Origin of the sequence: Psychrosphaera saromensis (assembly GCF_002954545.1) — a bacterium.
In the GTDB taxonomy this organism is placed as follows: Bacteria; Pseudomonadota; Gammaproteobacteria; order Enterobacterales; family Alteromonadaceae; genus Psychrosphaera; species Psychrosphaera saromensis.
The window spans coordinates 2,732,828-2,758,539 of sequence record NZ_MSCH01000003.1 but is presented as its reverse complement, the minus strand read 5'-3'; the positions used below and the strand labels follow the sequence as shown (position 1 = coordinate 2,758,539).

Sequence of the window (25,712 nt, the reverse complement as noted above, 5' to 3'; positions counted from 1 at the left end):
AAATAGGTCTTTTCATTGAAAATTGCTTATAATGACGCAAATTTACTAACTTTTGATCTTATGCCTAACTTTATTGCTCTTACATCCGCAGGAATTGAACCTCTTTTAGCCACCGAACTGGAAAGCTTAGGTGCAACCGATGTGCACCATAAACTACAGTCTGTGTATTTCACTGCAACTTTTGAAGTTGCACAAAGTATATGTCTTTGGTCACGACTTGCGACTCGTATTTTACGTTACGTAACGGAAATTAAGGGAAGTGATAAAGATGATATCTACAATGGTGTCCTAGGCTTTGACTGGCATCCTTACTTTACAAAAAGTCGTTCGTTCTCTGTCGAGTTTGTTGGAACAGACAAAAGTATAAGAAATACACAGTTTGGCGCATTAATAGTCAAAGATGCCATTGTGGACAATTTAAGAGAAGAATCAGGTAAACGTCCGGATATAGATAAAGAGAATCCAGACATTCGAATTCAGGCAAGAATGTTCAAAGGTAAATGTAAAATTTACGTCGATTTTTCTGGTCCATCGTTACACCAACGTGGTTTTAGAACAGAACAGGGCGCAGCTCCATTAAAAGAACATTTAGCCGCCGCTATTATAAAACGAAGTGGCTGGGATGAAAAAAGCCCGTTTGTCGATATGTTTTCTGGTTCAGGAACGCTATTGATAGAAGCTGCTGGTATGCATATGAAACGTGCACCTGGTTTAAATAAACGTAGTTTCCCGTTTGTTAAACACCCTGAGTTTAGTGTATTTAAGTATGAAGCATTAAGAGACGAAGTGATTGCACAGGAAGTTCCTGCATCTACTACCTTTATTGGTTATGAAATTTCAAAGTACGTAGTCGATAAAGCAATGCTTAATGTTGAAAACGCTGGTTTAGAAGACGTGATCACGATTGCTCAGCAAGACGCTTCTAAAGCAATGGTTTCAAAATCATTAGAGCCAGGTTGGATTGTTTCAAACCCTCCTTACGGTGAACGTCTTGGCGAGTCTATTGTGTTATTGTCGTTATTCAAACGTTTAGGTCTTAACTTAAAACAGAACTACGAAAATTGGCATGTGTCTTTATTATCTAGCCAACCGATGTTAATCAAGTTACTGAGACTGCAAAAAAGCAAAGAGTTCAAATTAAAAAATGGTCAAATAGATACGGTATTAACCAATTATGTTTTAACGCCTCAACAATGTGAATTGTCTGAAAGTGCTAAAAACGGTAAATACTATTTAAGTAAAGATGGTCAAGCATTTGAAGGGCGTTTAGATAAAAACTTAAAACGTTTAACTAAGTGGGCGAAAAAAGAAGACGTTACTTGTTACCGCATATATGACGCTGATATTCCAGAGTACAACGTAGCCGTTGATTATTATGACGGCAAAATTGTTGTCTATGAATACCAAGCGCCAAAAACAGTTAATGCTGTTTTAGCGGAAACACGTTTGTTGGATGTATTAAGTATCCTGCAGCAAAAATTCAATTTGGATGAAAACACCTTTGCATTGAAAGTACGTAAATCGCAAAAGGGCAAAGACCAATATGAAAAAGAAGACAGTAAATTCCATAGATTTACCGTAAATGAGTTTAATGCTCAGTTTTACGTTAACATCCATGATTACTTAGATACTGGTTTATTTTTAGATCATCGCTCGACACGTAAAGAGTTTGCCTCTTGGTGTAATGATAAAACGGTTTTGAATCTATTTTGTTATACAGGTAGTGTGTCTGTGCATGCAGCATTAGGTGGCGCTAAAAGTGTAACTAGTGTTGATATGTCTAACACTTATCTAGATTGGTGTGAAGATAACTTCAGACTAAACAGGATTGATACTAAGAGTCATTTTTTCCAAAGAGCAGATTGTTTAGATTGGTTAACTAAGTGTCACGATAAATTTGACTTAGTGTTTTTAGATCCACCAAGTTTTTCTAATTCTAAAAAAATGGATAGAACTTGGGATGTACAGCGTGATCACGTTGAAATCATTAAATTAGTAAAAGATCGTTTAAATGATGGCGGTGAACTGTTATTTTCAAACAACTTACGTAACTTTAAATTGGACGTTGCAGCTATTGAAGAGTTAGGTTTTGCGATTAAAGATATGACAAAACAAACATTGCCTGAAGATTTTCAACGCAATAGTAAGATTCATCAATGTTGGAAGCTATCTTTAAAGTAGTCTTTTGTAATAAATAAGTCGTAATGATTAAACAAGTATTATTATATTCAACCGATGGGTGTCATCTTTGTGATGATGCCCTTAAATTATGCCAATCTCTGAGATTGTCACCAACAATTATCGATATTGTTGAAGACGATGATTTAGTTCATTTATATGGTGAACATATTCCAGTGTTATTGGTGGAACGCGAAGAACAGGCCTTGTTTTGGCCATTTGACGCAGAACAAATTAAGCAGTATTTGAAATTTTATGGAATTAGTTAGACTTTCTAAGGCTCAATTAGCCTTTGGCACCAGCCCAATATTAGACAAAGCCGATTTTCAATTAAACAGCGGTGAACGTGTTTGTATTGTTGGTCGAAACGGCGCCGGTAAATCCTCATTGATGAAGATCATTAACCATGATTTAACGTTAGATGACGGTAAACTACAAATAGTTAGCGACGTTATTGTTGCTAGGCTTGAGCAAGATCCACCTCGTGGACAACACGGTACTGTGTTTGAGTTTGTATCTAAAGGTTTAGAAGAAACCAAACAACTACTGGATGAGTACAACGAACTGGCATTAAAAGTTTGTGATGAACCAGAGTTAATGAACAAGTTAGAAAAAGTTCAAAACCGTATTGAACAGCTACATGGTTGGACATTGGAAACAACCATTAGCCAAACGTTAACAAAATTAGGTTTAGAACCGGATCAAGACATTAATAAATTGTCGGGTGGTTGGTTAAGAAAACTGGCACTTGCTCGTGCATTAGTAAAACAACCAGATGTTTTACTACTTGATGAGCCTACTAACCATTTAGACATAGACGCGATTCAGTGGCTAGAAACCTTTTTGAAAGAGTTTACTGGTGCTATCGTATTTATTTCGCATGATAGAGCATTTATCAGAAGCTTAGCCACGCGCATAATCGATTTAGACCGTGGTAACTTAGTGTCTTTTGAAGGTACGTACGAGTACTACCTAGAAGAAAAACAACGTTTGTTGGAAGTTGAAGAACAACAAAATGCTTTGTTTGATAAAAAGTTAGCGCAAGAAGAAGTGTGGATACGCCAAGGCATAAAAGCCAGACGTACAAGAAATGAAGGCCGCGTTAGAGCGTTAAAAGACCTACGTAATGAACGTGGTGCCAGAATTGACGCACCTAAAAATGCGAAAATGTCGATTCAATCGGGTGATAAATCTGCTAAGAAAGTATTTGAAACGATTAATATATCGTACGCGATTAAAGATAGAACGCTTATTAGTGACTTTGATGCGTTAGTAGCAAGAGGCGACAGAATAGCGTTAGTTGGTCCAAATGGTGTGGGTAAATCTACTTTAATCAAGCTTATGATGGGGCAGATTGAGCCAGACGCTGGTGTTGTTAAAATTGGCGAAAACCTTAAAGTTGCGTATTTTGATCAGCACAGATTGGCATTAGACGAAGAACAAAGTGTTCAAGATAATGTTGCTGAAGGTAAACAAGAAGTTGAGTTTAATGGTGGCACTCGTCATGTATTAAGCTACTTACAAGATTTCCTATTCCCACCAGAGCGTTCAAGAACACCAGTGAAAGCATTATCAGGTGGTGAGAAGAATCGTTTGTTACTTGCTAAGCTGTTCGTAAGACCGTCAAATCTGTTAATTCTGGATGAGCCGACTAATGACTTGGATGTGGAAACTCTGGAACTATTAGAAGAATTAGTCGCTAATTATGAAGGCACGGTTTTATTAGTAAGCCATGACCGTGAATTCATAGACAACACGGCAACGTCTATTTGGGCATTTGAAGGTGACGCAAGAATTAATAAAGTAGTTGGTGGTTATCATGACTACGAAGATTACTTAGAGCGCGTAAAATCTAAGCAAATTAAGCCAGTAGAAAAAGCGGTCGTTGTGGAAAAGCCACAAGTTAAAAGTAGCAGCAATGTTAATAAAGCAAAGAAAAAGCTTTCATACAAGGAAGCTACAGAGTTAGAATCTCTGCCAAAATTGTTAGAAACAATCGAATCTGAGCTCGCTGAAATTCAGGAAATAGTTAACTCTGCGGATTTTTTCAAACAAGATGCTGAATTTACGTCATCAAAATTGAACCAATTAGCTGAAGCTGAGTCGAAGCTTGGAGTTGCTTATTCTCGCTGGGAAGAGCTAGAAGAAAAACAACAAAATTGAATTAGGTAGTATTATTTTGAACACAAAACTGTTTATTAAGTCAGTGCTGGCAACAGCATTTATAGCTCAATCGGGTCAAGCCTTTGCCGCGCAATATGAGATCAAAGAAATTGCACCTTTGGATAAGTATAAACAACACTTTTCTATGGGGTTGAATGACTCAGGTACTGTGGTCGGCATTACTCGTGATACTTTCAATTTCCCATTTTATTTAGAATCATATTTAGATGCTTATAAAACAAGTTGCGGTTTATCCGATAGCGAATTAGCATCCGGGATTTTTGATGCTAGCTCTACAAAATGTTTAGGGAACGAATTAGCTGAATATAGTGGAAACCCTCTTTACCAGAAAGTAGGGAGCTCTAAATCATTTATTAGTTCAGGTAGTGATACTAGTTTAGCGATTTTAACGGATGTTGAAGATTCAGAGTTAGGTGATTACACCCATAGTAATCTTGAAGAACTAAAAGCAATAAACGCTACTAATATTGCGGTAGGTACAGCCTCAGCGCCTTTCATTCCAGTCGACTTCACTTATACAAGTGACGATAATATATCAACAGATGTAAGGTTTTGGCAACGTGACTATAAAACTCGTGCAGTTGTTTATGTAAATGGAGTTGGTACAAATATTGAACCAGCGTTCAGCGAATATGGCGGTGTAACCTCTGCGGTTGACATTAGTGATTCTGGTTATGTTGCGGGTTACTCTTCTATTGCACTGGTAGAGGCTGCACAAACAAGTATTGAAACAGATTGTACGAACGAGAGTTCACCGCTTTTAGTATGTGTTTGGACTACACAACTCAGTGGAGAGATATATACAAAACGTCCTTATATTTGGCAAGTTGATGACTTTGGAGAGGTTTTATCTAGTACCGAATTTGGACTAGCTTTTACTCCAACTGAGACTCAAACTGGGACTTACACAGCTATTATTACAGCAGTTAATGATGATGGTGTCGGTGTTGGTTACGGTCAAATACCAAACAGTGATGAAAACATTAGAACTCAACCTCTATTGTTTGGTCCCGATGGTACTGAAAGTCTTATTGATAACGATTTGTATGATGCAGGCTATGCCACTGATATTAATAGTTCTAATATTGTTGTTGGCAAGGTGCAAACTTATTACGATGGTACATATAACGATGAATTTTTCGTTTATGACATTCTAAATGATGAACTACAAATTCCAACGACCTTTTATACGACAGCGGAAAGTTCAGCGAATGCAATTAATGACTTAGGTAAAGTTGTTGGAGAAGCTGAATATGAAGTAACAACCGATACAGTGCGTAGAAAGCATGGTTTTATTTATGATATTAATACCAAAGAATTGTTTGATATCAATGATTTAATTGGATGTAACTCTGAGTTTGAAATTGTTGAAATGAAAGATATTAACAATAATAATCAAATAGCGGCCACTGCATTAAAATTAGTTGAATATCGTGACTCTCTAGGTAACTTTCTGTATGACTCAGCAGGAGAAGCTTATATGGAACAAGTAGCAGTTTCAGTTCTGTTGTCACCAATATCAGGTGAGATAGAGACTTGTAGTGAAGATGAGGCCGATAAATATGAACGCAAAGGCTTGTCTAGTACGCCTATGTTACTTATTTTCTTAAGCACTCTTTTGTATATTAGACGCAAATCTATATAACTAACCATTCTATATAAAAAAGCCCATGACATTCATGGGCTTACTTTTTTCTGTCATAAAACCTTCAAAAAAGTCATTGAACAAATATTAATTTTTGGCTATTCATATAGCTGTGCTTTGCTTTTAAAGGCAATGCGCATTTTCAAACAAATTCCAAAAATAAAAATATTAAGGAACTGCCAATGAAAAGACAGAAACGTGATCGGTTAGATAGAGCACATTCACAGGGTTATAAAGCTGGTATTACAGGACGCTCCCGAGAGACATGCCCATATCAGCAAAGTGGAAGTAAGTCGCAGTGGTTAGGAGGATGGCGAGAGGCCATTGGAGATAAGAACGACGGATTATTTAAGTAATTCGTATTCATTAACGTAAAAGCCCGTAATTAAACGGGCTTTTTTGTTTTTCATTCGCTTTTCATTCATTGAGCTTTATAAATATGACTCAAGCTAGAATGAAGAGGTATCAGTAAACAATCCAACTTTCAGATCATTTGCTTCATAGATTTTTTTACCATCTACTTCAACAACGCCATCACCAAGCCCCATAAATAACTTACGTTTAATAACACGTTTTAAGTCGATACGGTAAGTCACTTTTTTAGCCGTAGGCAGTACTTGTCCTGTGAATTTAACTTCACCAACACCTAGCGCTCGCCCTTTACCTGGACCACCGGCCCAACCTAGGAAGAAGCCAATAAGCTGCCACATAGCATCAAGTCCCAAACATCCAGGCATTACTGGATCACCCTTAAAGTGGCAGTCGAAAAACCATAAATCAGGAGTAATATCTAATTCAGCGATAATTTCGCCTTTTCCATATTTCCCACCTTCTTCGGTGATCTTAATAACACGGTCCATCATTAACATATTATCTGATGGTAAACGTGCGTTACCTTCACCAAATAACTCGCCGTTTCCACATGCAATTAAATCGTTTTTATCAAAGCTGTTTTTTTGTGGCATAAATAAACTTATACTAGTTCCAAGAAATTAGGTCGCTAATTTAGCGTACACTTGTACGCTAAACAACTCCGAACAGTTAATTATTTGAGATTATGGACAAAAAAATAGCATTAACCAACGCTGAGAAGCAAAAACGCTATCGAGATAAGAAAGAGTTGCTTGGAAAAAAAGAAGTTCGAGGCTATTTAACTCAAGAAGCTCAGCAGTGTTTGAACGAAATTCGTGAATTAACCGATTGGGATGACAGTACTATTTTAAGTAATGCTATTCGGTTAACGTATGCAGCGCAAAAATGTGGGCAAGTAAAACAATTAAACGCTTGGCTTGTAAGAAATAAGAAATAAGAAATCGTCATGGCCTTTATTTAAAAAGCCATGCGACGAAGCTTATATAAATATTAACTAATGGTCATTTCACCTTTGAGACTTTGGCTAAATAACTCTCTGACTGTGTTAAATGGAAGATCTTGGCTTAACAAATGATGTATTTTAGTTAGACAAGCTTCTAGCGTCATGTCGTAAGCAGAAAGTACACCCGCTTCTTGTAATGCCTTTCCTGTTGCATAACCCGCCATATCAACACTACCACGATGACATTGCGTTCTATTAACCACTAAGATACCTCGTTCGTTGGCATTTTTGATTTCATTCAACAAAGCCTTGTTTTCTGGCGCATTACCAACACCATAGCTTTGAATGATTAATGCATTTACCGGTTGAGCTAAAATATTTTTAATAACCAAGTGTGAAATACCTGGATATAAGCTGACAACGCCAATTGGCTGATCTTTTATATTGATAACGTTAAAGCTATTGGTAATGTTTTTAAATGCTTTATTAGCGTTTAGGGCGGTTGAATTCAAATCTATTTGAATACCCGCATTAATCAATGGCGGAAAGTTAGGACTGTCAAAAGCATTAAAACCATCAGCATCGGCTTTTGTTGCTCGGTTACCACGGTATAAACGATTATTAAAAAATAAACTTACTTCGCTGATAGGGTAGTTAGCTGCGATATATAAAGCGTTCAGTAAGTTGTGCAATCCGTCAGAACGAATTTCAGATAGAGGTATTTGACTACCAGTGACAATAACGGGTTTATCTAAATTATCTAACATAAATGACAAGGCTGAAGCTGTATAGGCCATAGTGTCAGTGCCATGTAATACTACAAATCCATCATAGTCGTGGTAGTTTTTATGGATGTCATTAGCAATATTTTGCCAGTCGTTAGGTGCCATGTTACTGGAATCTAGTACAGGAGAAAATTCAGAAATAGTAAATTCAGGCATTTCAGGGCGATTCAATTCTGTCATTGAATTTAATACGTCTGTGATATAACCCTCGACAGGAATATAGCCATTAGGCGATTTTTTCATACCAATTGTACCGCCAGTGTAAGCGATATAAATGCGTTTTTTGTCTGAAGTCATGGGAAGTCTCGATGTTAGTAAGCGGACAGAAATCGGTAGAAAAAAATAAGCCCACTGGATAAGTGGGCGTATTCTAGTTTCAAATTTGCTGTAAACCAAGCTTGAATTGAGCTAAATCATACTTTGGTATGGTTTAATCTTGTTTAGTTCACATCACATTCGTAACAATATAAGTACATGCCAACAGGGTCATTCAATTCAGTCCAGGTTTGAGTCTCTTTCATGATCCGATTAATAACACTCATCATGCTGCTACTGTTATGTGTCGTTGTAACTTTAGGAGCATAATTTACTGCGTAGCTTGTAAACAAGTCATTCATAAATGCTTCATAAGGTGACAGCTTCTTCTTTATAACCTTAACTTGGTAATCGGTTAAGTCTGCATGAGTTGCAGCAGAGTCAATTGCATCTTGATAAGAACCTAATTTGTCTACTAGACCTAATTCAAGTGCTTTTTTACCAGACCAAACACGACCTTGTGCAATGCTATCAACTTCGGCTTTTGTCATGTCTCTTTCTTTTGCCACTAAACCAATGAATTGGTCGTAACCATGCTCAACAGAGGTTTGAATAACTTCGCCCATAACAGGGTTAAGAGAACGAGTTACCGAAAAGCCAGCCATTTCAGTTGTGCCAACCCCATCTGTCTTAATGCCAAACTCTGCTAGAGAATCTTCAAATGTGGTTAACATACCGAAAATACCAATTGAACCTGTGATAGTAGTAGGGGATGCCCAAATCTCATCAGTTGATGCAGATATCCAATATCCACCAGAGGCTGCCATAGAGCTCATAGAAACAATAATAGGCTTACCGCTTTGTCTTATCGCTTCTATTTCATTACGAATAACCTCAGAAGCAAATGCACTACCTCCTGGGCTGTCTACACGTAAAACAATTGCTTTTATTTCATCATCTTCACGAGCTTGTTTCAGTAATTTAGCTGTTGAATCACCACCAATTTCACCCGGTGTACGACTGCCATTGTAGATAGTACCTTTAGCAATCACTATCCCAACTTTATCACCACTAAGGTCAAGAGCTGGTTGTTTAGTTGCAGCTAAGTAGTCGCTTAACGTAATGGTTTTCGATTTTTGTCCTAACCACTGTTCATCAATGTATAAATCAAATTCTTGATGAGTCATTAATTTATCAACCCAAGAGTTGTTAAGGGCAAATTGGGCTAGGTCGCCATTAACGTCTTTTAATTTAGCTAACAAGTCATCAAGTTGTTCATCAAAGTTAGTAAGGTCAAAACCTCTAGCTTTGCTTACGTCTGTTTTATAATCAGACCATAAGTCGTTTAACCATTGTTGATTAGCTATTTTTGCAGGCTCAGACATGTCATCACGTAAAAATGGTTCAACCGCTGATTTATAGGTTCCAACTCTAAAGATATGAGTATTTACTTTTAGTTTTGCCAATGCTGATTTTAAGTACATACGGTAGCGGCCAAAACCATCAATAGCGACAGCACCCATAGGATGTAAAATTACTTCATCAGCGTGGGCTGCAATATAGTATTGAGATTGAGAGAAGTAATCACCGTAAACTAAAACAGGTTTACCTGTTTGTTTAAATTTGTCGAGTGCTTGACCAACTTCTTGTAACTTACTTAAACCACCGCCTCTTAGGTTTTGAACATCAATTATTAATGCTTTAATTCTAGAGTCAGCCGCCGCATCTTTTAAAGTAGCAAGAATATCAGTGAGTAATATTTCTGGACTTGAATCACTATCGCCTAATGCATCGGCCATAAATTCACTATAAGGGTCTACAAAGGTTTTCTCTTCAACAATTTCACCAGATAGATTCATTTTTAAAATGGAATCATTTTCCACCACAACCGGAGGCTCACCACCGGCTAAAATAGCCATCAAAATGAATATTGTTAATATGAGAAATAAGAGATTTAACGTGGCTGTACGAGTAAAACTAAGTACGCCCCAACAAGCCTTTAGTAAATCCTTAATCCAGTTGTTATTTCTTTTCACTTGATTTTCCATATTGTTCTCTAAAGTTTGTAATTTGGATTAAACTTATTGTTAAATAATTTTGGCAATATTGCCAGAGCAGCTTTGTAACTAATTATTTAATTGAAGTCCGACCAGTAGTTGGTTAGAGTAACAAAATAATTAAAAAAATAATAATCAAAAGGGTCGACTATGCCTTATCCGCACTTATTAAAACCACTAGATTTAGGGTTCACTCAGTTATCAAATCGTGTATTGATGGGGTCAATGCACACAGGCTTAGAAGAAGAGAAAAAAGGCTTTAATAAATTAGCTGCTTTTTATGAGGAACGAGCCAAAGGTGGTGTTGGCCTTATGGTCACCGGTGGTATAGCACCTAATTTTGCAGGTCGTGTAGAGCCATTCGGTTCCCAGTTAAGTCATTTTTGGCATGTTAAAAAACATAAAATCATTACGAGTGCTGTCCACAAACATGACAGTAAGATTTGCTTACAAATTTTACACACAGGTCGTTACGCTTATCATCCATTTAATGTCAGCAGTTCAGCGATAAAAGCGCCAATAAATCCGTTTAAACCTAAAGCCTTATCAGAACGCGGCATAAACAAAACCATACGTGATTTTGTTAAGTGTGCAGGTTTAGCCCAAAAAGCCGGTTATGACGGTGTAGAGATCATGGGTTCTGAAGGATATTTAATTAATCAATTCATAGCGCCAAAAACCAATAAACGTACAGACCAGTGGGGCGGAAGTTTTGAAAACAGAACACGCTTAGCACTAGAGATTGTAAAACAAACAAGAGAGAAAGTAGGGACGGATTTCATTATTATCTTCCGACTCTCTATGTTAGATCTTGTTGATGATGGTTCTACTTTTGAAGAAGTTGTGCAACTGGCTAAATTATTAGAACAAGCTGGCGTTACTATATTAAACACAGGTATTGGCTGGCACGAAGCCAGAATTCCAACCATAGTGACATCGGTACCAAGAAAAGCATTCACTTGGATATCTGAACGAGTAAAACAAGAAGTTTCTATTCCAGTTATTGCAACTAACCGTATTAATACACCAGAAATAGCCGAAGAAATATTATCAAGTGGTCAAGCCGATATGGTTTCTATGGCTCGTCCATTATTAGCCGATGCGGAATTTGTTAACAAAGCGGCGGCGGATCAAAGTGACAAGATAAATACTTGTATTGCTTGTAACCAAGGTTGTTTAGATCATGTTTTTGCTCGTAAACGTGCAACCTGTCTAGTTAATCCAGTGGCGTGTTATGAAACTGAATTAGTATTTAAAACCACAAGTAAAGCTAAAAAACTAGCGGTTATTGGAGCGGGTCCTGCAGGCATGGCGTTCTCAAGTTACGCCGCTGAAAAAGGTCATGATGTGCATTTGTTTGATGCAGCGGATGAAATTGGTGGTCAGTTTAATATTGCCAAAACAATACCGGGCAAAGAAGAGTTTTATGAAACCATTCGTTATTTTGAAAATAAATTAAAAGACGAAAATGTAACGCTTCATTTAGGTCAATTCCAATCTGTTGAAAGCTTAAAAGCCATGGGCTTCGATGAAGTTATAGTCGCCACTGGTATTACACCAAGAACACTTGACTTGCCAGGGTTCGACTCAGACAAAGTACTGGGGTATATCGATGTATTAAAACTTAAAAAACCAGTAGGTGATAAGGTTGCCATTATTGGTGCCGGTGGTATTGGTTTTGACGTTGCTTGTAGTTTAGTACAGCCTGAGTCTCATACTTTAGACTTAGAGCATTGGTTAGATTACTGGGGAGTTGATAAAACGTATGAAAATCGTGGCGCGGTCAAACCAATAACAGAAGATAAAGTAAATAAAACTGTTTATCTTATGCAACGTAAAGACACAAAAGTAGGCGCAGGCTTAGGTAAAACATCCGGTTGGGTTCATAGAGCTGAGCTTAAACGTGCAGGCGTGAAAATGATCAATAAAGTCGAATATAAGAGTTTGTCAGATAAAGGCTTAGAAGTGGTTATTGATGGCAAACAACAATACTTAGATGTAGACAATGTCATTGTGTGTGCAGGGCAAACGTCTAACAGCAAACTATATGATGAATTAAAAGAAAGTGGCGTGACCGTACATTTAATTGGCGGTGCAAGTATAGCGGCAGAGCTTGATGCTAAACGTGCAATTCGCCAAGGGGCAGACTTAGCGGCTATCATTTAAACGTTAGGCTATTGTCACTTAGTTGTTATTTATCCGATAATAAAATGTAATTACCGCTATCAATACTCAGACGATAATGTAAAAATTACCTATATTCGAAAGCCAAGCATCCGCTTGGCTTTTTACTGCTTTAACGTAAAAACAAAGAACAAACTATGACATCTGCAAATACTAATAAAGTGACAATTTGTTTAACCAATCCTAAAAGCCCAACTAATGTTGGCGCAGTACTTAGAGCCGCAGGTTGTTTTGGTGCTAATGAGATCCTTTATACCGGTAATCGTTATGACCGCGCTAAAAAATTCACTACCGATACTCAAAATATAAATAATGAGATAGGCATGGTTCATGTTGAAGATTTTTTAGCAGAGAAACCAGAAGGTGTCCCTCTAATATGCGTAGACTTGGTAGAAGGGGCAACGCCTTTACCTGAGTTTCAACATCCAGATAATGCATTTTATGTATTTGGCCCAGAAGATGGTTCAATAAAACAGCAGCTTATCGATAAAGCGGATCACGTGGTTTTTATGCCGACCAATGGCAGTTTGAATTTAGGTGCGTCTGTTAATGTGGTGTTATACGACAGAGTCGCTAAGTCGAGCTTGAATATTGAAAATGACAAACTTATTCGTGAAAGCCGCGATGCAAATAATCGACTGAAGGTAAAATAGATTTTATTAACTTAATTAATTTACAGTGAAGTTGAAAAAATTCATTATATGTTTTTATTATATTGAGTTAAATATTTTCGCATAGTTGGGGATGTTTATAAGTTTAATCGAAAATATTTTAAAAACAGATCTTGCCGTTGCTTATGACTGTGGAAAGAAAGTTAAAGATTGGTGTGAATAAGTGGATAAAATGGAAAATAAAACAACAGAATTACCAAAGAAACCGTTAGGGTTATTTGAATTCATGAAGGCTGATTTTAAAAAATTTTCTGTATTACTTAATGTGGTGTTACCTGTATTTTACGGTTTAGTTTGGGCACTAATCATATTTGTAACTAAAGCAGATGATATGCCTTCGCAAAGTAAGTATTACATGAATTACGTTAATTACATTAAATCTATTTTTGTAGATACTGATACTCTAATTTTATACGTTTCATGGGCTGTTCCTATTTTTTTGATTAGAGAGTTTTTAAAGCCAATTACTCGTTACGTTATAGAATGGCCTGTACAATATTTATTAGTCAAACATAGGAATAAAGAATTACGTTTTCAGTTTGATGAAAAATCAAATTATGGTGATCGTGACGGCAAATATCCATTACATAGATTTACGGCTAATTTTTTTGAAAGAATTACGCCTATTATTTTAGCGGTGTTGCAATTAAAACCGCTATTGCTAATTTATGAAATGGTAATGAATATTCCATATTTATTATTAATGACCGTTGCTTTTTTAATGGGTTTAATCGGTATTAAAGTGCCTACATTTTATAATCCGTTAGAGTTTGAATTTTCAACCAATCATCCAAGATATGATTACCTAACAGTTCAAGATCATAACACTCCTATATCACTAAGAAACATTAACAACCCTTCAAATGCGGCTTATGAAATACTAAACGACGATTACAAAGGACATTAATAGAAGGGGTTTCCCCCTTCTATTATTTATTATAAAGTGTATTTTTTGTTGTCTATTTCAGTTAAATCATCTAAAAACTCAGAGCTAATATCCCCTTTTTGTAATGATGTATAAATATTTGGACTTACAGGCGCTAATTTTAAAGGATTGGGCTCGTGTTTTCATTGTATAGTTTTTGACTGATATTAAAAATAAGACAATAAAAAACCACTTAAATAAGTGGTTTTTATTGAATACGATTTTATTTAAAGCGTATTATAAATCACGCAATGCAAACGTATACGCAGTATAAAAAGCGTCTTCTTGGAATTTACGTAATTCCAAATCTTTCATGTTGTAATCCAATGGATTTTTCTTCAACGTTTCTTTAATCTCAGTCGCTGGGATCACTTCAACAGAAACTGTGTCGATTAATTGAATCGCCGCTTCCATTTTAAAGCTGTTAGTACTGCCTGCAAACTTACCTTTAGCATGACGTTGTTTGATCACAACCTTGTCGATAGCGTAATCGTCAATCAATTTAATCATTTGAAATTGAAAGCCACGAACGCCTTCAGCTGTTTCTGCATCACGTAATTCGATGCCGCGAGTACGACATTCCATAACGTTAAATAATCCTGACTCTGATGCCATTAAACACAATACAGCTTCTTTTGCGTTTAATTCTATACCTAATATTTTCATGATAAACCTCATGTTCTTTTTCATTAAAAAGGGGCTTTAATTAGCCCCTATACCAATTTAATTAAAAACTGGTTGAATTATTAATCTCTAAGCTAAAACTACTATTTTAGTAGTTTGCTGTACCTGGTGCACGTGGGAAGGCGATAACGTCACGAACATTTTGCATACCAGTTACATAAGCAACCAAACGTTCAAAACCTAAGCCAAAACCAGCGTGAGGAACAGAGCCGTAGCGACGTAAGTCACGGTACCAGCTGTAATCTTCTTTATCTAATCCCATTTCTTCTAAACGAGCATCAAATACGTCTAATCTTTCTTCACGTTGAGAACCACCAATGATTTCACCAATACCTGGTGCAAGTACGTCCATTGCTGCAACGGTTTTACCATCGTCGTTTTGACGCATGTAGAATGCTTTAATATCACGAGGATAATTTTGCATAATAATTGGCGCACCAACATGTTCTTCTGCAAGATAACGTTCGTGTTCAGAAGATAAGTCAATTCCCCAAGCAACTGGGAATTCAAATTCTTTACCTGATTTTAACAAAATATCAATTGCATCAGTGTAGTCCATACGAACAAACGGTGAATTAATTACTTGCTCTAAACGAGAGATTGCTGTCTTTTCAACACGTTGTGCGAAAAAGTTCATGTCATCTGGTAATTCAGTTAGTACGGCTTTAAATACGTATTTTAATAAATCTTCAGATAACTGAGCAATATCAGCTAGATCAGCAAAAGCAACTTCTGGTTCAATCATCCAGAATTCAGCTAAGTGACGGCTAGTATTTGAATTTTCGGCACGGAAAGTAGGCCCGAACGTATAAATTTTGCTTAATGCACAAGCGTAAGTTTCACCATTTAATTGGCCAGAAACCGTTAAGTACGCTTCTTTACCAAAAAAGTCTTGGCTGTAATCAACTTCACCTTTGTCATTCATTGGTGTGTTAACCATGTCTAAGGTAGATACTCTAAACATTTCACCAGCACCTTCACAGTCAGATGCTGTGATGATAGGAGTACTTATCCAGTAATAACCTTGTTCATGGAAAAAACGATGAATAGCTTGAGCTAGGCAGTTACGTACACGAGCAACCGCACCAATAATATTGGTACGAGGGCGTAAGTGCGCATGTTCTCTTAAGTATTCAATTGAATGACGCTTAGCTGACATTGGATAAGTATCAGGGTTTTCAACCCAACCAACAATTTTCACGTCAGTTGCTTGAATTTCTAATGCTTGACCTTGGCCTTCTGATTGCACAAGTTCACCCGTTACTTCAACAGAACAGCTTGTTGTAAGCTTAGTAATGTCTTCGTAATTTGGAAGTGAATTAGGGGCAACTGCTTGAATAGGGTCAAAACATGAACCGTCATGAACGGCCAAAAATGAGATCCCAGCTTTTGAATCACGCTTAGTACGGATCCAACCTTTAACGGTTACTGTGTCGCCGGCAGAAAATTCGCCAGCTAATAATGATTTTACTGAATTATGAGCCATATTTTTTTCGGTCTAAATATCGTATTAAAAATTTAAATATATGTTGGCAATATTACTGGCTTGAGGGCTAGATACAAGCACTAATAGAGTGTAGGCTAAAGTTATTAAACAAAATACGCTTAATTGAACAAAATATGTTCAATATGAAAGGGTTGAAAACGAAATACAGAGGTTTATTTCATGTGGTACGGTAAAGAACAGCGACGCGGTAATTCAGATTGGGTCAGCGTTGCTATTAATCTGTTTAATATATTTTCTTGGGTAGTTTTTTTAATTGCGCTGGTTATTTTTCATTATGCGAGACCAGAAGTTGAGTATTTTGTTTATCAAATGGTAAACGAACAAGTCAATGTGAGAACCGATTGGCTAGTAGATTTGAAAGGTTGGTTGGAAATAACCTTATATTTTTGTTTGTCATTATCACTGTTAACAATAGTGTTAAATCAGTTTAGATTAAAACGACGCACAGACAGACAAAGATACAACATGTATATGTTATTTGTGATGAGTTTGGTATTTTTTACCTTTGTAACCGCGTCTTAAATTGCTTAACTAAATCTCGCCTCTTTTCATTAGAAGTAACTAACTAAAGATAAGAGTAAAAGAAGATGTTTACAGTACGTTAAAAGCATTTACAGTGCTTTTAACGTATTAACAATGCCAGAAGTTAAGCTAGTTAAGTCTTGTTTCGAGATCACGTATTGCGGCATAACATAGACTAACTTACCAAACGGTCTTATCCATAAACCATATTGCATAAATAGTTTTTGAATCTCTGCAACATTCACAGCTTTCTTCATTTCTACCACACCAATTGCCCCCAAAACACGTACATCCGCTACTGTTTCAAGTTCTAAACAAGCTTGTAATCCATCACGTAATCCTAGTTCAATTTGTTTTACTTGCTCAAACCATTCTCCAGTCATTAATAAACTTAAACTGGCGTTAGCAGCAGCGCAAGCAAGGGGATTAGCCATAAACGTAGGCCCATGCATTAATACGCCCGCTTCACATTGACTAATATCCAAAGCAACTTTATCAGTACAGAGTGTGGCCGCCAAAGTCATGTAACCACCGGTTATTGCTTTACCTAAACACAATATATCTGGTGTTATTTTAGCATGTTCGCAAGCGAACATTTTACCTGTACGGCCAAAGCCGGTAGCAATTTCATCGGCAATTAACAAAATATTATATTGCTCACAGATGGCTTTTGCTCCACTGATAAAATCTGGATGATAGAAACGCATACCGCCAGCGCCTTGCACCACAGGCTCAAGGATTAACGCCGCAATATGCTCATTGCTGTTTTGTAATAAGGCTTTTAATTCATCTAATTCTGCTAAGTTAAAAGTACCATTGGGTTTACTTTTGGGGGCGTCGATAAAATAGTTTTTCGGTAGGATGTCTGAGTACAAGGAATGCATAGAATTAACTGGGTCGCATACCGCCATAGCCCCAAAAGTATCGCCATGGTAACCATGTTTTATGGTGACAAATTTATTTCTATTTTTATAACCTCGGCCCAATTGGCATTGGATCGCCATTTTGAGCGCCACTTCAACACTGACAGAACCGCTGTCAGCTAAAAATACTTTCTCAAGTCCTTTCGGTGTTAACTCAACCAGTTTTTTACACAAATCTATTGCAGGGCGATGAGTTAAACCGCCAAACATAACATGGCTCATTTTACTTAACTGTTCAGTTATAGCCTGATTGATAACTGGGTGGTTATAACCATGTATAACGGACCACCAAGAAGACATCCCATCAATTAACTCAGTACCATTTTCTAATGTGATACGGACTCCATCTGCACTTTTTACAGGGTAAGAAGGCAAGGGGGATTGCATTGACGTGTATGGGTGCCAAATATGTTGTTCATCAAATTTAACGTCAATAGATTTGTTCATAAATTAATCCAATGTAAACTATGTTGTTATTTGTAAATTGACAATTGTTTGTCGGCCGCTAGACTAGCCAAAAAATGTCACAGGCTCAATACTTGTTTTTAAATACTTAGCTTTTAAATATATAGTTTTTAGATACATGGTCTTTTAAAACTTTTTAGCCTAGTTACCTCACATCGTCGGACATTGTTGGAATAAATATGAATACAGAAATCAGAAATAATTGGACGTTAGAGCAAGTAAGCGAACTATTTGCTATGCCATTTAACGACTTAATGTTTAAAGCTCAAGTGATACACAGAGAGCATTTTGATCCAAACCAAGTACAAGTCAGTACCTTGTTATCAATAAAAACAGGGGCTTGTCCTGAAGATTGTAAATATTGTCCACAAAGTGCTCGTTACTCTACAGGCCTTGAAAAAGAACGACTGATGGAAGTTGAAAAAGTACTGACCAGAGCCAAAGAAGCCAAAGAGATAGGCTCGACTCGTTTTTGCATGGGCGCTGCATGGCGTAATCCAAAAGACAGAGATATGCCTTATGTAATTGAAATGATCAAAGGCGTTAGAAAGTTAGGGTTAGAAACCTGCATGACCCTTGGCATGTTAAGCAAAGAACAAGCACTGGCACTTAATGAAGCGGGCTTGGATTATTACAATCACAACTTAGATACCTCACCTGAATATTATGGTGACATTATCACAACCCGTACTTATGAAGACCGTCTTGTGACGTTACAAAACGTGCGTGATGCAGGCATGAACGTATGTTCTGGTGGTATTGTTGGCTTAGGCGAAAGTGCCAAAGACCGCTCTGGGCTGCTAATTGCCCTAGCAAATTTACCGCGTCATCCTGAAAGTGTTCCAATTAACATGTTAGTTAAAGTTGAAGGTACGCCGCTTGATAATGTTGAAGATTTAGAGTCTTTTGAGTTTATACGTACCATCGCTATTGCTCGTATTATGATGCCTAAATCACACGTACGTTTGTCGGCAGGGCGTGAAGGCATGAATGAACAAATGCAGGCCATGTGTTTTTTGGCGGGTGCAAATTCAATATTTTACGGTTGTAAGTTATTAACAACAGGGAACCCTGATGAACACTTTGACCAAAAATTATTTAAGAAGTTAGGTATTAATTCCGAAAAAGGCCGTGACTATTCTGACGAAACCAAAGAAGCGGCGCTTCTTGAAAAAATTAGCGAACAGGCAAAACCTAAAGAAAAAGAACTGTTTTATCCAGCATAAAATAGAACATTACTTATGTTTGATTCAATAATTAAAGACAAGCTAGCGCAGCGAGATAATTTAGGTTTGTTACGCCGCCGTATTGTTGCCGATGAAATATCGGCGGCATATTTAACCGTAGATAATAAACAATATATTAACTTTGCTAGTAACGATTACCTTGGTATCGCGTCTGACAACACAGCTGAAACGCTTCTCGCTACTGAGAAATATAAAGATAAACATTTAACTGCTGGCGCTATGGCAAGTCCATTAGTGGTTGGGCGTCATAAAATCCATCAAGAATTAGAGCAGCTTTTACTGGACTGGGTCGGAGCTCCACAAACGTATGATTGTTTATTATTTGGTTCAGGTTACAGCGCCAATACGGGCGTAATAAGTGCTTTGTTTAATGACAAAAACAAAGACGCATTACTGGTGCAAGATAAGTTTAATCACGCGTCATTAATGGATGTTGGCAGAAATAGTCAAGCATTAGGTCACTGCCGTCAGCTACGATTTATGCATAACGACTTAACCAGTTTAGCTTCCATTTTAGCTAAAAGTGCTCACGACAAAAGCGCCCGTGATATACAGAATAAACTTGTGGTGACCGAAGGTGTATTTAGCATGGATGGCGACCAGCCAGACTTGCTGCAGTTAACTCAAATAAGCAAAGCCAATAACGCTTGGTTGATGTTGGATGACGCTCATGGAATTGGTATTCATGGCCAAAATGGCGCGGGCAGTTTATCGGCACAAAAAATGGCACTAACCGACTGCGACATTTTAGTGATCACTTTTGGTAAAGCCATCGGCGCTCAAGGTGCTGCGGTTATCGCTACAAAACAAACCATAGAATATCTAACTAACTTCAGCCGTGATTATATTTACTCTACCCATTTATCTCCATTGCAAAGTGCCGCGGCCATCGTCAATATAAAAAACATTCAAGCGGATGATTGGCGTAGAGAAAAATTGGCTGAAAATATCGAGTATTTTAAAACTCACATGAGCCAGTGCAAATTTACCTTAGCCAATAGTAACTCGCCAATTCAGCCGATAATCATTGGTGATGAAACAAAAGCCGTGCAATTGTCTGAGCAATTAAAAGCTAATGGTGTGTGGGCGTCGGCTATGCGTTATCCAACGGTAGCAAAACAACAAGCTAGATTGCGTATTACTATTTCAGCGGCACATTCAAAACAACAATTAGACCAGCTTATTCAACAGGTGTCAGCATGAGTGTATTAGTTGACTTGAAACAACCTTGTTTGCAACCAATCGCGTTTCAACAAATTCAAAAACATTTCTCAGATTCAGCCCAAACCTATGAACAAGGTGCGCAGTTACAGCATAAAGTTGGGCAAACGTTATTTACTAAGCTTATAGAAAGTTTGCCTTTGTGCTTTGCTAAAGAAGCTGTGATAAACCAAAGAGCGGATAATTCAAACTTATTCTCAATCTCACAGCACAATTTAACCTGTGTCGATTTGGGTTGCGGTCCTGGTTTATTTACTCAGCAACTTAGTCAACGTTTTAACAAAGTTATTGCATTAGACTTGGCTAATGACATGTTACAAGCGAATGTGTCGGCTCAAAATAAAGTACAAGCCAATTCCCATGCATTACCATTTTTACCCGCCAGTGTTGATGTATTTTATTCCAGTTTAATGGTGCAGTGGTGTGACTTAAACCAGGTCTTGCATCAAGTGCACAACGCATTAAAACCAAATGGTAGGGCAGTTATAGCCACTTTAGTTGATGGCACTTTATTTGAACTAGAGTATGCATGGCGCAATGTCGACTCGGATAAGCACATTCATGAGTACCTGACTATAGAGCAAATAACTTCTGTGGTTGCGGCTTTGCCTTGGAGCAAAGTCAGTTTGGATAAGCAAACGGAACAATTTTGGTTTAGTGATGCGAAAATGTTGGCCAAAGAACTTAAATTTTTGGGGGCTAACTTTGTGCAAAACAGGAAAAATAAAGGCTTAATGACAAAAAGTACCTGGCAAAAAATGGAAGCAGCTTATCACTGTGCTTTTCATAATGACCAAAAACAAGCTATTCCAGCCACGTATCAAGTTATGTATTTAAAGCTAAAAAAATAATGAATATTACCGAGTTGTTTACCCAACATAAAAAAGTATTTATTACTGGCACAGATACGGAAGTTGGTAAAACTTACTGCGCAAGTTTAATGGTAAAAACCTTGCTGAAAAGCGGACTCGATGTGTTTCCATTTAAGCCTATTTCTGCTGGAGTAAAGGATCATATTGATTTAGCTGTAAAAGGATCCAAATTAAATTCGACCCTCGGTCATAAATGCAATCGGACTTGTGGTCACTTTATAGTCAAAGCTAATGAAGATGCGGTTTCTTTATGGAGTGCAGTGCAAGGGCGTTATAGTTTGGAACAAATCAATCCAATCGTTTTTCAACAGCCGATTGCGCCTCATATCGCTGCAAAATCAGAAAATAAAGTGCTGGGTTTTGAGCGATTAAATAAGGCATTTTCAGACGTTGAAACATTAGGCGATGTACAGGTTATTGAAGGTGCGGGTGGGTGGTATTTACCACTTAATGACACTGAATTATTGAGTGACTGGGTTGCCCTGCAAAAGTTACCTGTGGTTTTAGTGGTTGGTATAAAATTAGGTTGTTTAAATCATGCTTTATTAACTGCACACGCTATTGAACAAAGTGGTTGTGAACTCATAGGTTGGATTGCCAATTTTATTGATGGCAGTAATGCCATCGCGGATGAAAATATGGCATTTTTACAACAGAAGTTAAACGCTCCTTTGATCAGTAAAGTTTATAAAAACCAAACGATCATGGCTGCTAGTTAGTCGTATTCCCCCCAAAGGTTAATTGGCTTTGACATCATAAATACATGTTTTGCCGTTATTATGTTGCAGGCTAGAGTGTTATCATAAGCTCAATTGATATTATTTATCATTTAACCAGATCTATTTAACCAGATCCATTTAACCAGATCCAATTAAACGACACCCAATACCATTTTCTAAACCTACATAATCCTAGGTTTAGACTAAATGTATTAATGAATTTATAAAAGAAGAGATCCAATGGCGCAAAAAGCGACAATATTTAAAGCCGAAATTTCCATATCTGATATGGATAGAAATTATTACCAAGATCATAATTTAACGGTCGCCAGACACCCGTCGGAAACTGACGAAAGAATGATGTTACGCATTGTTGCATTCATCCAAAATGCCCACGAATTTTTAACCTTTAGTAAAGGGTTGAGTGACGACGAAGAGCCTGATTTATGGCAAAAAGATTATTCAGATGTTATTGAGTTGTGGATTGAGCTAGGACAACCGTCAGAGCAACGCATTAAAAAGGGCTGTAACCAGTCACAAAAAATGATGATTTATTCTTACGCAGACAACAGTTTTAATCAATGGTGGAGCAAAGAGGGTAACAAATTATCTCAACGTTCAAATTTATCTGTAGTGACATTACCTGCAGAGCTTGCTGGTGAATTATCTGGCTTAACTGAACGTAACATGCAAATCCAAGTAACCATTCAAGACGGTCAAATGTGGTTGAATATTAATAATCATAATATTGAAGTTAGCTCAACCTTAGTGGCGTAGCCGTTTTAGTTCTTATTCCTCGAAAGTTTAGCTGTTATTGATGGCGGTTCTTGATGACTAGCGTTGATTGCTATTTATTATGGAACTGGGGAATAAGTAAAAGCCAGACTGGATTGTGTAAATAACAATTCAGTCTAGCTTCTTTAGCACTCACTCATTTAACAAAGTTAATCGTTTAACTTAAATTGAGAAACTTGAGTGTTAATGCTTTTTGATACATCGGTTAATTTGTTCGATGCTTGCTCATTCTCTACCGCTTTTTGTGCAACATCTTTTGATTGATGATCTATTAACGACATATTTTTATTTATCTCGCCAATCGTTTGGGTTTGTTCATCCGTTGCCGTGGCCACAGAGACAATCAACTGCTCCATTTGATGAATCCTATCGGTTAAGCCATCAATGGTCTCTTTTAAATCTAATACTCGTGTACTGCCTTTACTGGCAATGTTAGTGGCATTATCCATGCTGGCTAATGCACCATTTGTAGTTTTGTCGAGTATCTCTAATTTCTTCTGAATTTCAACGGTAGACTCTTGCGTTCTAGACGCTAGATTTCTAACTTCGTCAGCGACTACGCTAAATCCTCGGCCATGCTCACCGGCTCTTGCTGCTTCTATTGCTGCATTTAATGCAAGTAAGTTAGTTTGGTCGGCAATTGAAGTGATCAAGTCGAGTACCGAAGTGATCTCTTTTACTTCATTGTTCAATTCATTAACAACTTGAGATGTTTCCTGTAATGTTGTCATTAACAGTTGAATATCTTCAGAGGCGAGGGCGGCATTAGTACTACTGGTTTCACACTCTTTAACCACCTCTAAACTTATCGCCTGACAGTTATCACTTATCTGTGACACAGTGGCAATGGATGCTTCAAACTGTTCTAACGCTGCGACTGTATTTCTGGTTGCATCGGTTTGCGATAAAATAATACCTTGGCTTTGTTTCGCAACGTTTAACACTACGTCGGACTCAACCAAAATTTGCTTCGATGTGTTTCTAATATCGTAAATAATGCTGTGAAATTTACTGATGATCTCGTTAAATGCTCGGGATATATCACCAAATTCATTGATGCCGTCGTATTCAATTTTTGCGGTTAAGTCGCCATCACCTTTGGCGATATCATTCATAATGTCAGATAACTCATTAAGGTGTTCACTAATACTTCTTGCCACTAAGTAACCTAAAACACTGCCGACGATTAAAAATAAGATCACAGTAATAACTGACATATAAGAGAGTTCAGCCTTTAAATTATCAAAAGTAGAAAAGGCTTCTTCGTCTTCTATTTCCGCAATTAACGCCCAGGTTTCGCCGCCAGAATCAATATAGGTATAAGCCGATAACACAGGCGTGTTTTTATAACCTATGTATTTAGCAAAGCCAGTTTGTTTATTAAGTGCTGACTCTACTCCTTGCGATGTCACATTTTGAATACCCACTGAGCTGCCAAGCTTTTCAATTAAATCAATTTGTGCCGTTTGCTCCGTGCGTTTTAGCATTTCAAAATATTGCTCTGGCTGCTCTAGCAATAAACGGCTTTCGCTGCGTAGTGTTTTGTCTTCACCAACAAGATACGTCTCGCCGGTATTACCAAGACCAACGGACTTCCATTGCTTATCATTGGTCATGATATTAGTAATGCGGTCAACGGGAAGTTGAAATATTAAGACGCCTAAGTTTTGACCTTGGTCGTAAATAGGGCTGGCCATAAAGGTAGCTTGGGCATTATACGAAGGCTGATAAGCAGAAAAACTCGTTGTATAAATTTCACCTTCAGCCAAGTCTTTTGCGCCTTGGAATGCTTTACCTAAACCGCTTTGAGCAAAAACACCATTGTTTAAGTTGGTGGCAAAATCAATTTCTTTATAAACTGAATAAATGACATCGCCAGTCTCTTTACTGACAATAAAAATATCGTAAAACCCAAACTCCTGTAAATATTTACGGATACTGCCATGATAGGTTTGATGTACTTTACTGTACATTGTGCTGTCTTGACCAAGTTCTAGGGCATCTTTACTGCCAATAGGATGAGCGTTATGAGCAATATAAGATGTTTGTAGGCTGTAAGCGGTGCTGTCAGTACTTGGAATTAAACTGGATACATCTAAGTCAGTCTTGTTGATGCTTTTAAATTTTTGTTTGAAGTCGGTATTATAAAATTTGCTGAGATCATCATTAGGGGCTTTATATTCACTAAGGTAATCTTCAAATGAATATGAGAATTCATCCACAGCTGCAATGATCATTTCATTACCAGCGTAGGTCGATATCTGACCTTGCATATTTTCTAAGTAATTAGTGATCTGCTGTTTTTTATTTTCTCTAATCGATACCAATAAATTTTGGTTAGAGGTATTGAGGGATTGTTGGATTAGGCTTAAAGAGGTTTCTCCGGTAAACCAAACACCTAAAGATAATGGAATGAGAGACAAGCCAATAGATAAAGCTAATAACCGTTGTTTTACTGTAAAGTGAAGCGCCACTTAAAATACCCCGCTGTTTAAAGTCTTTAAATGTTTTTAACTTTGTTAAAAACTTGCAGTTCAGGCTGTTATTGTTGTTTATGC

At 37.3% G+C, this 25,712-nt stretch carries 22 protein-coding genes; 15 read left to right on the top strand and 7 right to left on the bottom strand.

The window, feature by feature from the left end:
• The first annotated feature begins 15 nt into the window (after positions 1-15).
• From rlmKL to rmf, 5 genes are all read left to right on the top strand, one after another.
• Positions 16-2,181 carry a bifunctional 23S rRNA (guanine(2069)-N(7))-methyltransferase RlmK/23S rRNA (guanine(2445)-N(2))-methyltransferase RlmL gene (gene rlmKL / locus BTO11_RS12515; protein ID WP_105052923.1) on the top strand — a complete coding sequence of 722 codons (2,166 nt, stop codon included), beginning with the start codon at positions 16-18 and terminating at the stop codon, positions 2,179-2,181.
• Between the two features lie 23 nt (positions 2,182-2,204).
• Positions 2,205-2,447: a glutaredoxin family protein gene (locus tag BTO11_RS12510; protein ID WP_105052922.1), complete on the top strand. Its 243-nt coding sequence runs from the start codon at positions 2,205-2,207 to the stop codon at positions 2,445-2,447.
• Positions 2,434-4,341 (top strand): ATP-binding cassette ATPase Uup, encoded by a 1,908-nt coding sequence (gene uup, locus BTO11_RS12505; RefSeq protein WP_105052921.1) that lies wholly within the window; start codon positions 2,434-2,436, stop codon positions 4,339-4,341. Before BTO11_RS12510 ends, uup begins: the two co-directional genes overlap by 14 nt.
• 16 nt (positions 4,342-4,357) lie before the next feature.
• Positions 4,358-6,007, top strand: a complete 1,650-nt coding sequence (locus tag BTO11_RS12500; RefSeq protein WP_181135900.1) for a DUF3466 family protein — start codon at positions 4,358-4,360, stop codon at positions 6,005-6,007.
• A 182-nt stretch (positions 6,008-6,189) separates the two neighbouring features.
• Positions 6,190-6,363, top strand: coding sequence for a ribosome modulation factor (rmf, locus tag BTO11_RS12495; RefSeq protein WP_105052919.1), 174 nt, complete (start codon positions 6,190-6,192; stop codon positions 6,361-6,363).
• 93 nt (positions 6,364-6,456) lie between these two features.
• Here the strand turns inward: rmf and fabA are convergent, their stop codons facing one another.
• Entirely contained in the window at positions 6,457-6,972 is a 516-nt protein-coding gene (gene fabA / locus BTO11_RS12490) for a bifunctional 3-hydroxydecanoyl-ACP dehydratase/trans-2-decenoyl-ACP isomerase (RefSeq protein ID WP_105052918.1), read from the bottom strand.
• Positions 6,973-7,064: 92 nt separating this feature from the next.
• Between fabA and BTO11_RS12485 the strand changes: the two genes are divergently transcribed.
• Positions 7,065-7,316: a hypothetical protein gene (locus tag BTO11_RS12485; RefSeq protein ID WP_181135899.1), complete on the top strand. Its 252-nt coding sequence runs from the start codon at positions 7,065-7,067 to the stop codon at positions 7,314-7,316.
• Positions 7,317-7,369: 53 nt separating this feature from the next.
• Here BTO11_RS12485 and ansA read toward each other — a convergent pair whose 3' ends face one another.
• Positions 7,370-8,404: an asparaginase gene (gene ansA, locus BTO11_RS12480; RefSeq protein ID WP_105052916.1), complete on the bottom strand. Its 1,035-nt coding sequence runs from the start codon at positions 8,402-8,404 to the stop codon at positions 7,370-7,372.
• A gap of 143 nt (positions 8,405-8,547) precedes the next feature.
• Positions 8,548-10,398 carry a signal peptide peptidase SppA gene (gene sppA / locus BTO11_RS12475; protein ID WP_244904492.1) on the bottom strand — a complete coding sequence of 617 codons (1,851 nt, stop codon included), beginning with the start codon at positions 10,396-10,398 and terminating at the stop codon, positions 8,548-8,550.
• 171 nt (positions 10,399-10,569) lie between these two features.
• Here sppA and BTO11_RS12470 point away from each other — a divergent pair, with 171 nt between their 5' ends.
• The 3 genes from BTO11_RS12470 (at position 10,570) to BTO11_RS12460 (ending at position 14,181) form a co-directional block, all read left to right on the top strand.
• Positions 10,570-12,585, top strand: coding sequence for an NADPH-dependent 2,4-dienoyl-CoA reductase (locus BTO11_RS12470; RefSeq protein ID WP_105052914.1), 2,016 nt, complete (start codon positions 10,570-10,572; stop codon positions 12,583-12,585).
• A 155-nt stretch (positions 12,586-12,740) separates the two neighbouring features.
• Entirely contained in the window at positions 12,741-13,256 is a 516-nt protein-coding gene (locus tag BTO11_RS12465; RefSeq protein ID WP_105052913.1) for an RNA methyltransferase, read from the top strand.
• A gap of 190 nt (positions 13,257-13,446) precedes the next feature.
• Entirely contained in the window at positions 13,447-14,181 is a 735-nt protein-coding gene (locus BTO11_RS12460; protein ID WP_105052912.1) for a hypothetical protein, read from the top strand.
• A 255-nt stretch (positions 14,182-14,436) separates the two neighbouring features.
• Here the strand turns inward: BTO11_RS12460 and BTO11_RS12455 are convergent, their stop codons facing one another.
• Together BTO11_RS12455 and asnS are read right to left on the bottom strand one after the other, a co-directional pair.
• Positions 14,437-14,865 carry a DUF3010 family protein gene (locus BTO11_RS12455; protein WP_105052911.1) on the bottom strand — a complete coding sequence of 143 codons (429 nt, stop codon included), beginning with the start codon at positions 14,863-14,865 and terminating at the stop codon, positions 14,437-14,439.
• A gap of 106 nt (positions 14,866-14,971) precedes the next feature.
• Positions 14,972-16,369: an asparagine--tRNA ligase gene (gene asnS / locus BTO11_RS12450; protein WP_105052910.1), complete on the bottom strand. Its 1,398-nt coding sequence runs from the start codon at positions 16,367-16,369 to the stop codon at positions 14,972-14,974.
• A gap of 180 nt (positions 16,370-16,549) precedes the next feature.
• Here asnS and BTO11_RS12445 point away from each other — a divergent pair, with 180 nt between their 5' ends.
• Positions 16,550-16,912 carry a hypothetical protein gene (locus BTO11_RS12445; protein WP_105052909.1) on the top strand — a complete coding sequence of 121 codons (363 nt, stop codon included), beginning with the start codon at positions 16,550-16,552 and terminating at the stop codon, positions 16,910-16,912.
• Between the two features lie 89 nt (positions 16,913-17,001).
• On the opposite strand, the gene bioA is transcribed toward BTO11_RS12445, so the two are convergent.
• Positions 17,002-18,282, bottom strand: a complete 1,281-nt coding sequence (gene bioA, locus BTO11_RS12440; protein WP_105052908.1) for an adenosylmethionine--8-amino-7-oxononanoate transaminase — start codon at positions 18,280-18,282, stop codon at positions 17,002-17,004.
• A 197-nt stretch (positions 18,283-18,479) separates the two neighbouring features.
• On the opposite strand from bioA, the gene bioB reads away from it, so the two are divergent.
• From bioB to BTO11_RS12415, 5 genes are all read left to right on the top strand, one after another.
• Positions 18,480-19,526: a biotin synthase BioB gene (gene bioB, locus BTO11_RS12435; protein WP_105052907.1), complete on the top strand. Its 1,047-nt coding sequence runs from the start codon at positions 18,480-18,482 to the stop codon at positions 19,524-19,526.
• 15 nt (positions 19,527-19,541) lie between these two features.
• Positions 19,542-20,750 carry an aminotransferase class I/II-fold pyridoxal phosphate-dependent enzyme gene (locus BTO11_RS12430; RefSeq protein ID WP_105052906.1) on the top strand — a complete coding sequence of 403 codons (1,209 nt, stop codon included), beginning with the start codon at positions 19,542-19,544 and terminating at the stop codon, positions 20,748-20,750.
• A complete protein-coding gene (locus tag BTO11_RS12425) occupies positions 20,747-21,619 on the top strand; it encodes a methyltransferase domain-containing protein (RefSeq protein ID WP_105052905.1) in 873 nt (290 codons plus the stop codon). The genes BTO11_RS12430 and BTO11_RS12425 overlap by 4 nt, the downstream gene beginning before the upstream one ends.
• Positions 21,619-22,359 carry a dethiobiotin synthase gene (gene bioD, locus BTO11_RS12420; RefSeq protein ID WP_105052904.1) on the top strand — a complete coding sequence of 247 codons (741 nt, stop codon included), beginning with the start codon at positions 21,619-21,621 and terminating at the stop codon, positions 22,357-22,359. The genes BTO11_RS12425 and bioD overlap by 1 nt, the downstream gene beginning before the upstream one ends.
• Positions 22,360-22,599: 240 nt before the next feature.
• Entirely contained in the window at positions 22,600-23,136 is a 537-nt protein-coding gene (locus BTO11_RS12415) for a YaeQ family protein (RefSeq protein WP_105052903.1), read from the top strand.
• Positions 23,137-23,303: 167 nt separating this feature from the next.
• Here BTO11_RS12415 and BTO11_RS12410 read toward each other — a convergent pair whose 3' ends face one another.
• Positions 23,304-25,628 carry a methyl-accepting chemotaxis protein gene (locus tag BTO11_RS12410; RefSeq protein WP_105052902.1) on the bottom strand — a complete coding sequence of 775 codons (2,325 nt, stop codon included), beginning with the start codon at positions 25,626-25,628 and terminating at the stop codon, positions 23,304-23,306.
• Positions 25,629-25,712: the final 84 nt, after the last annotated feature.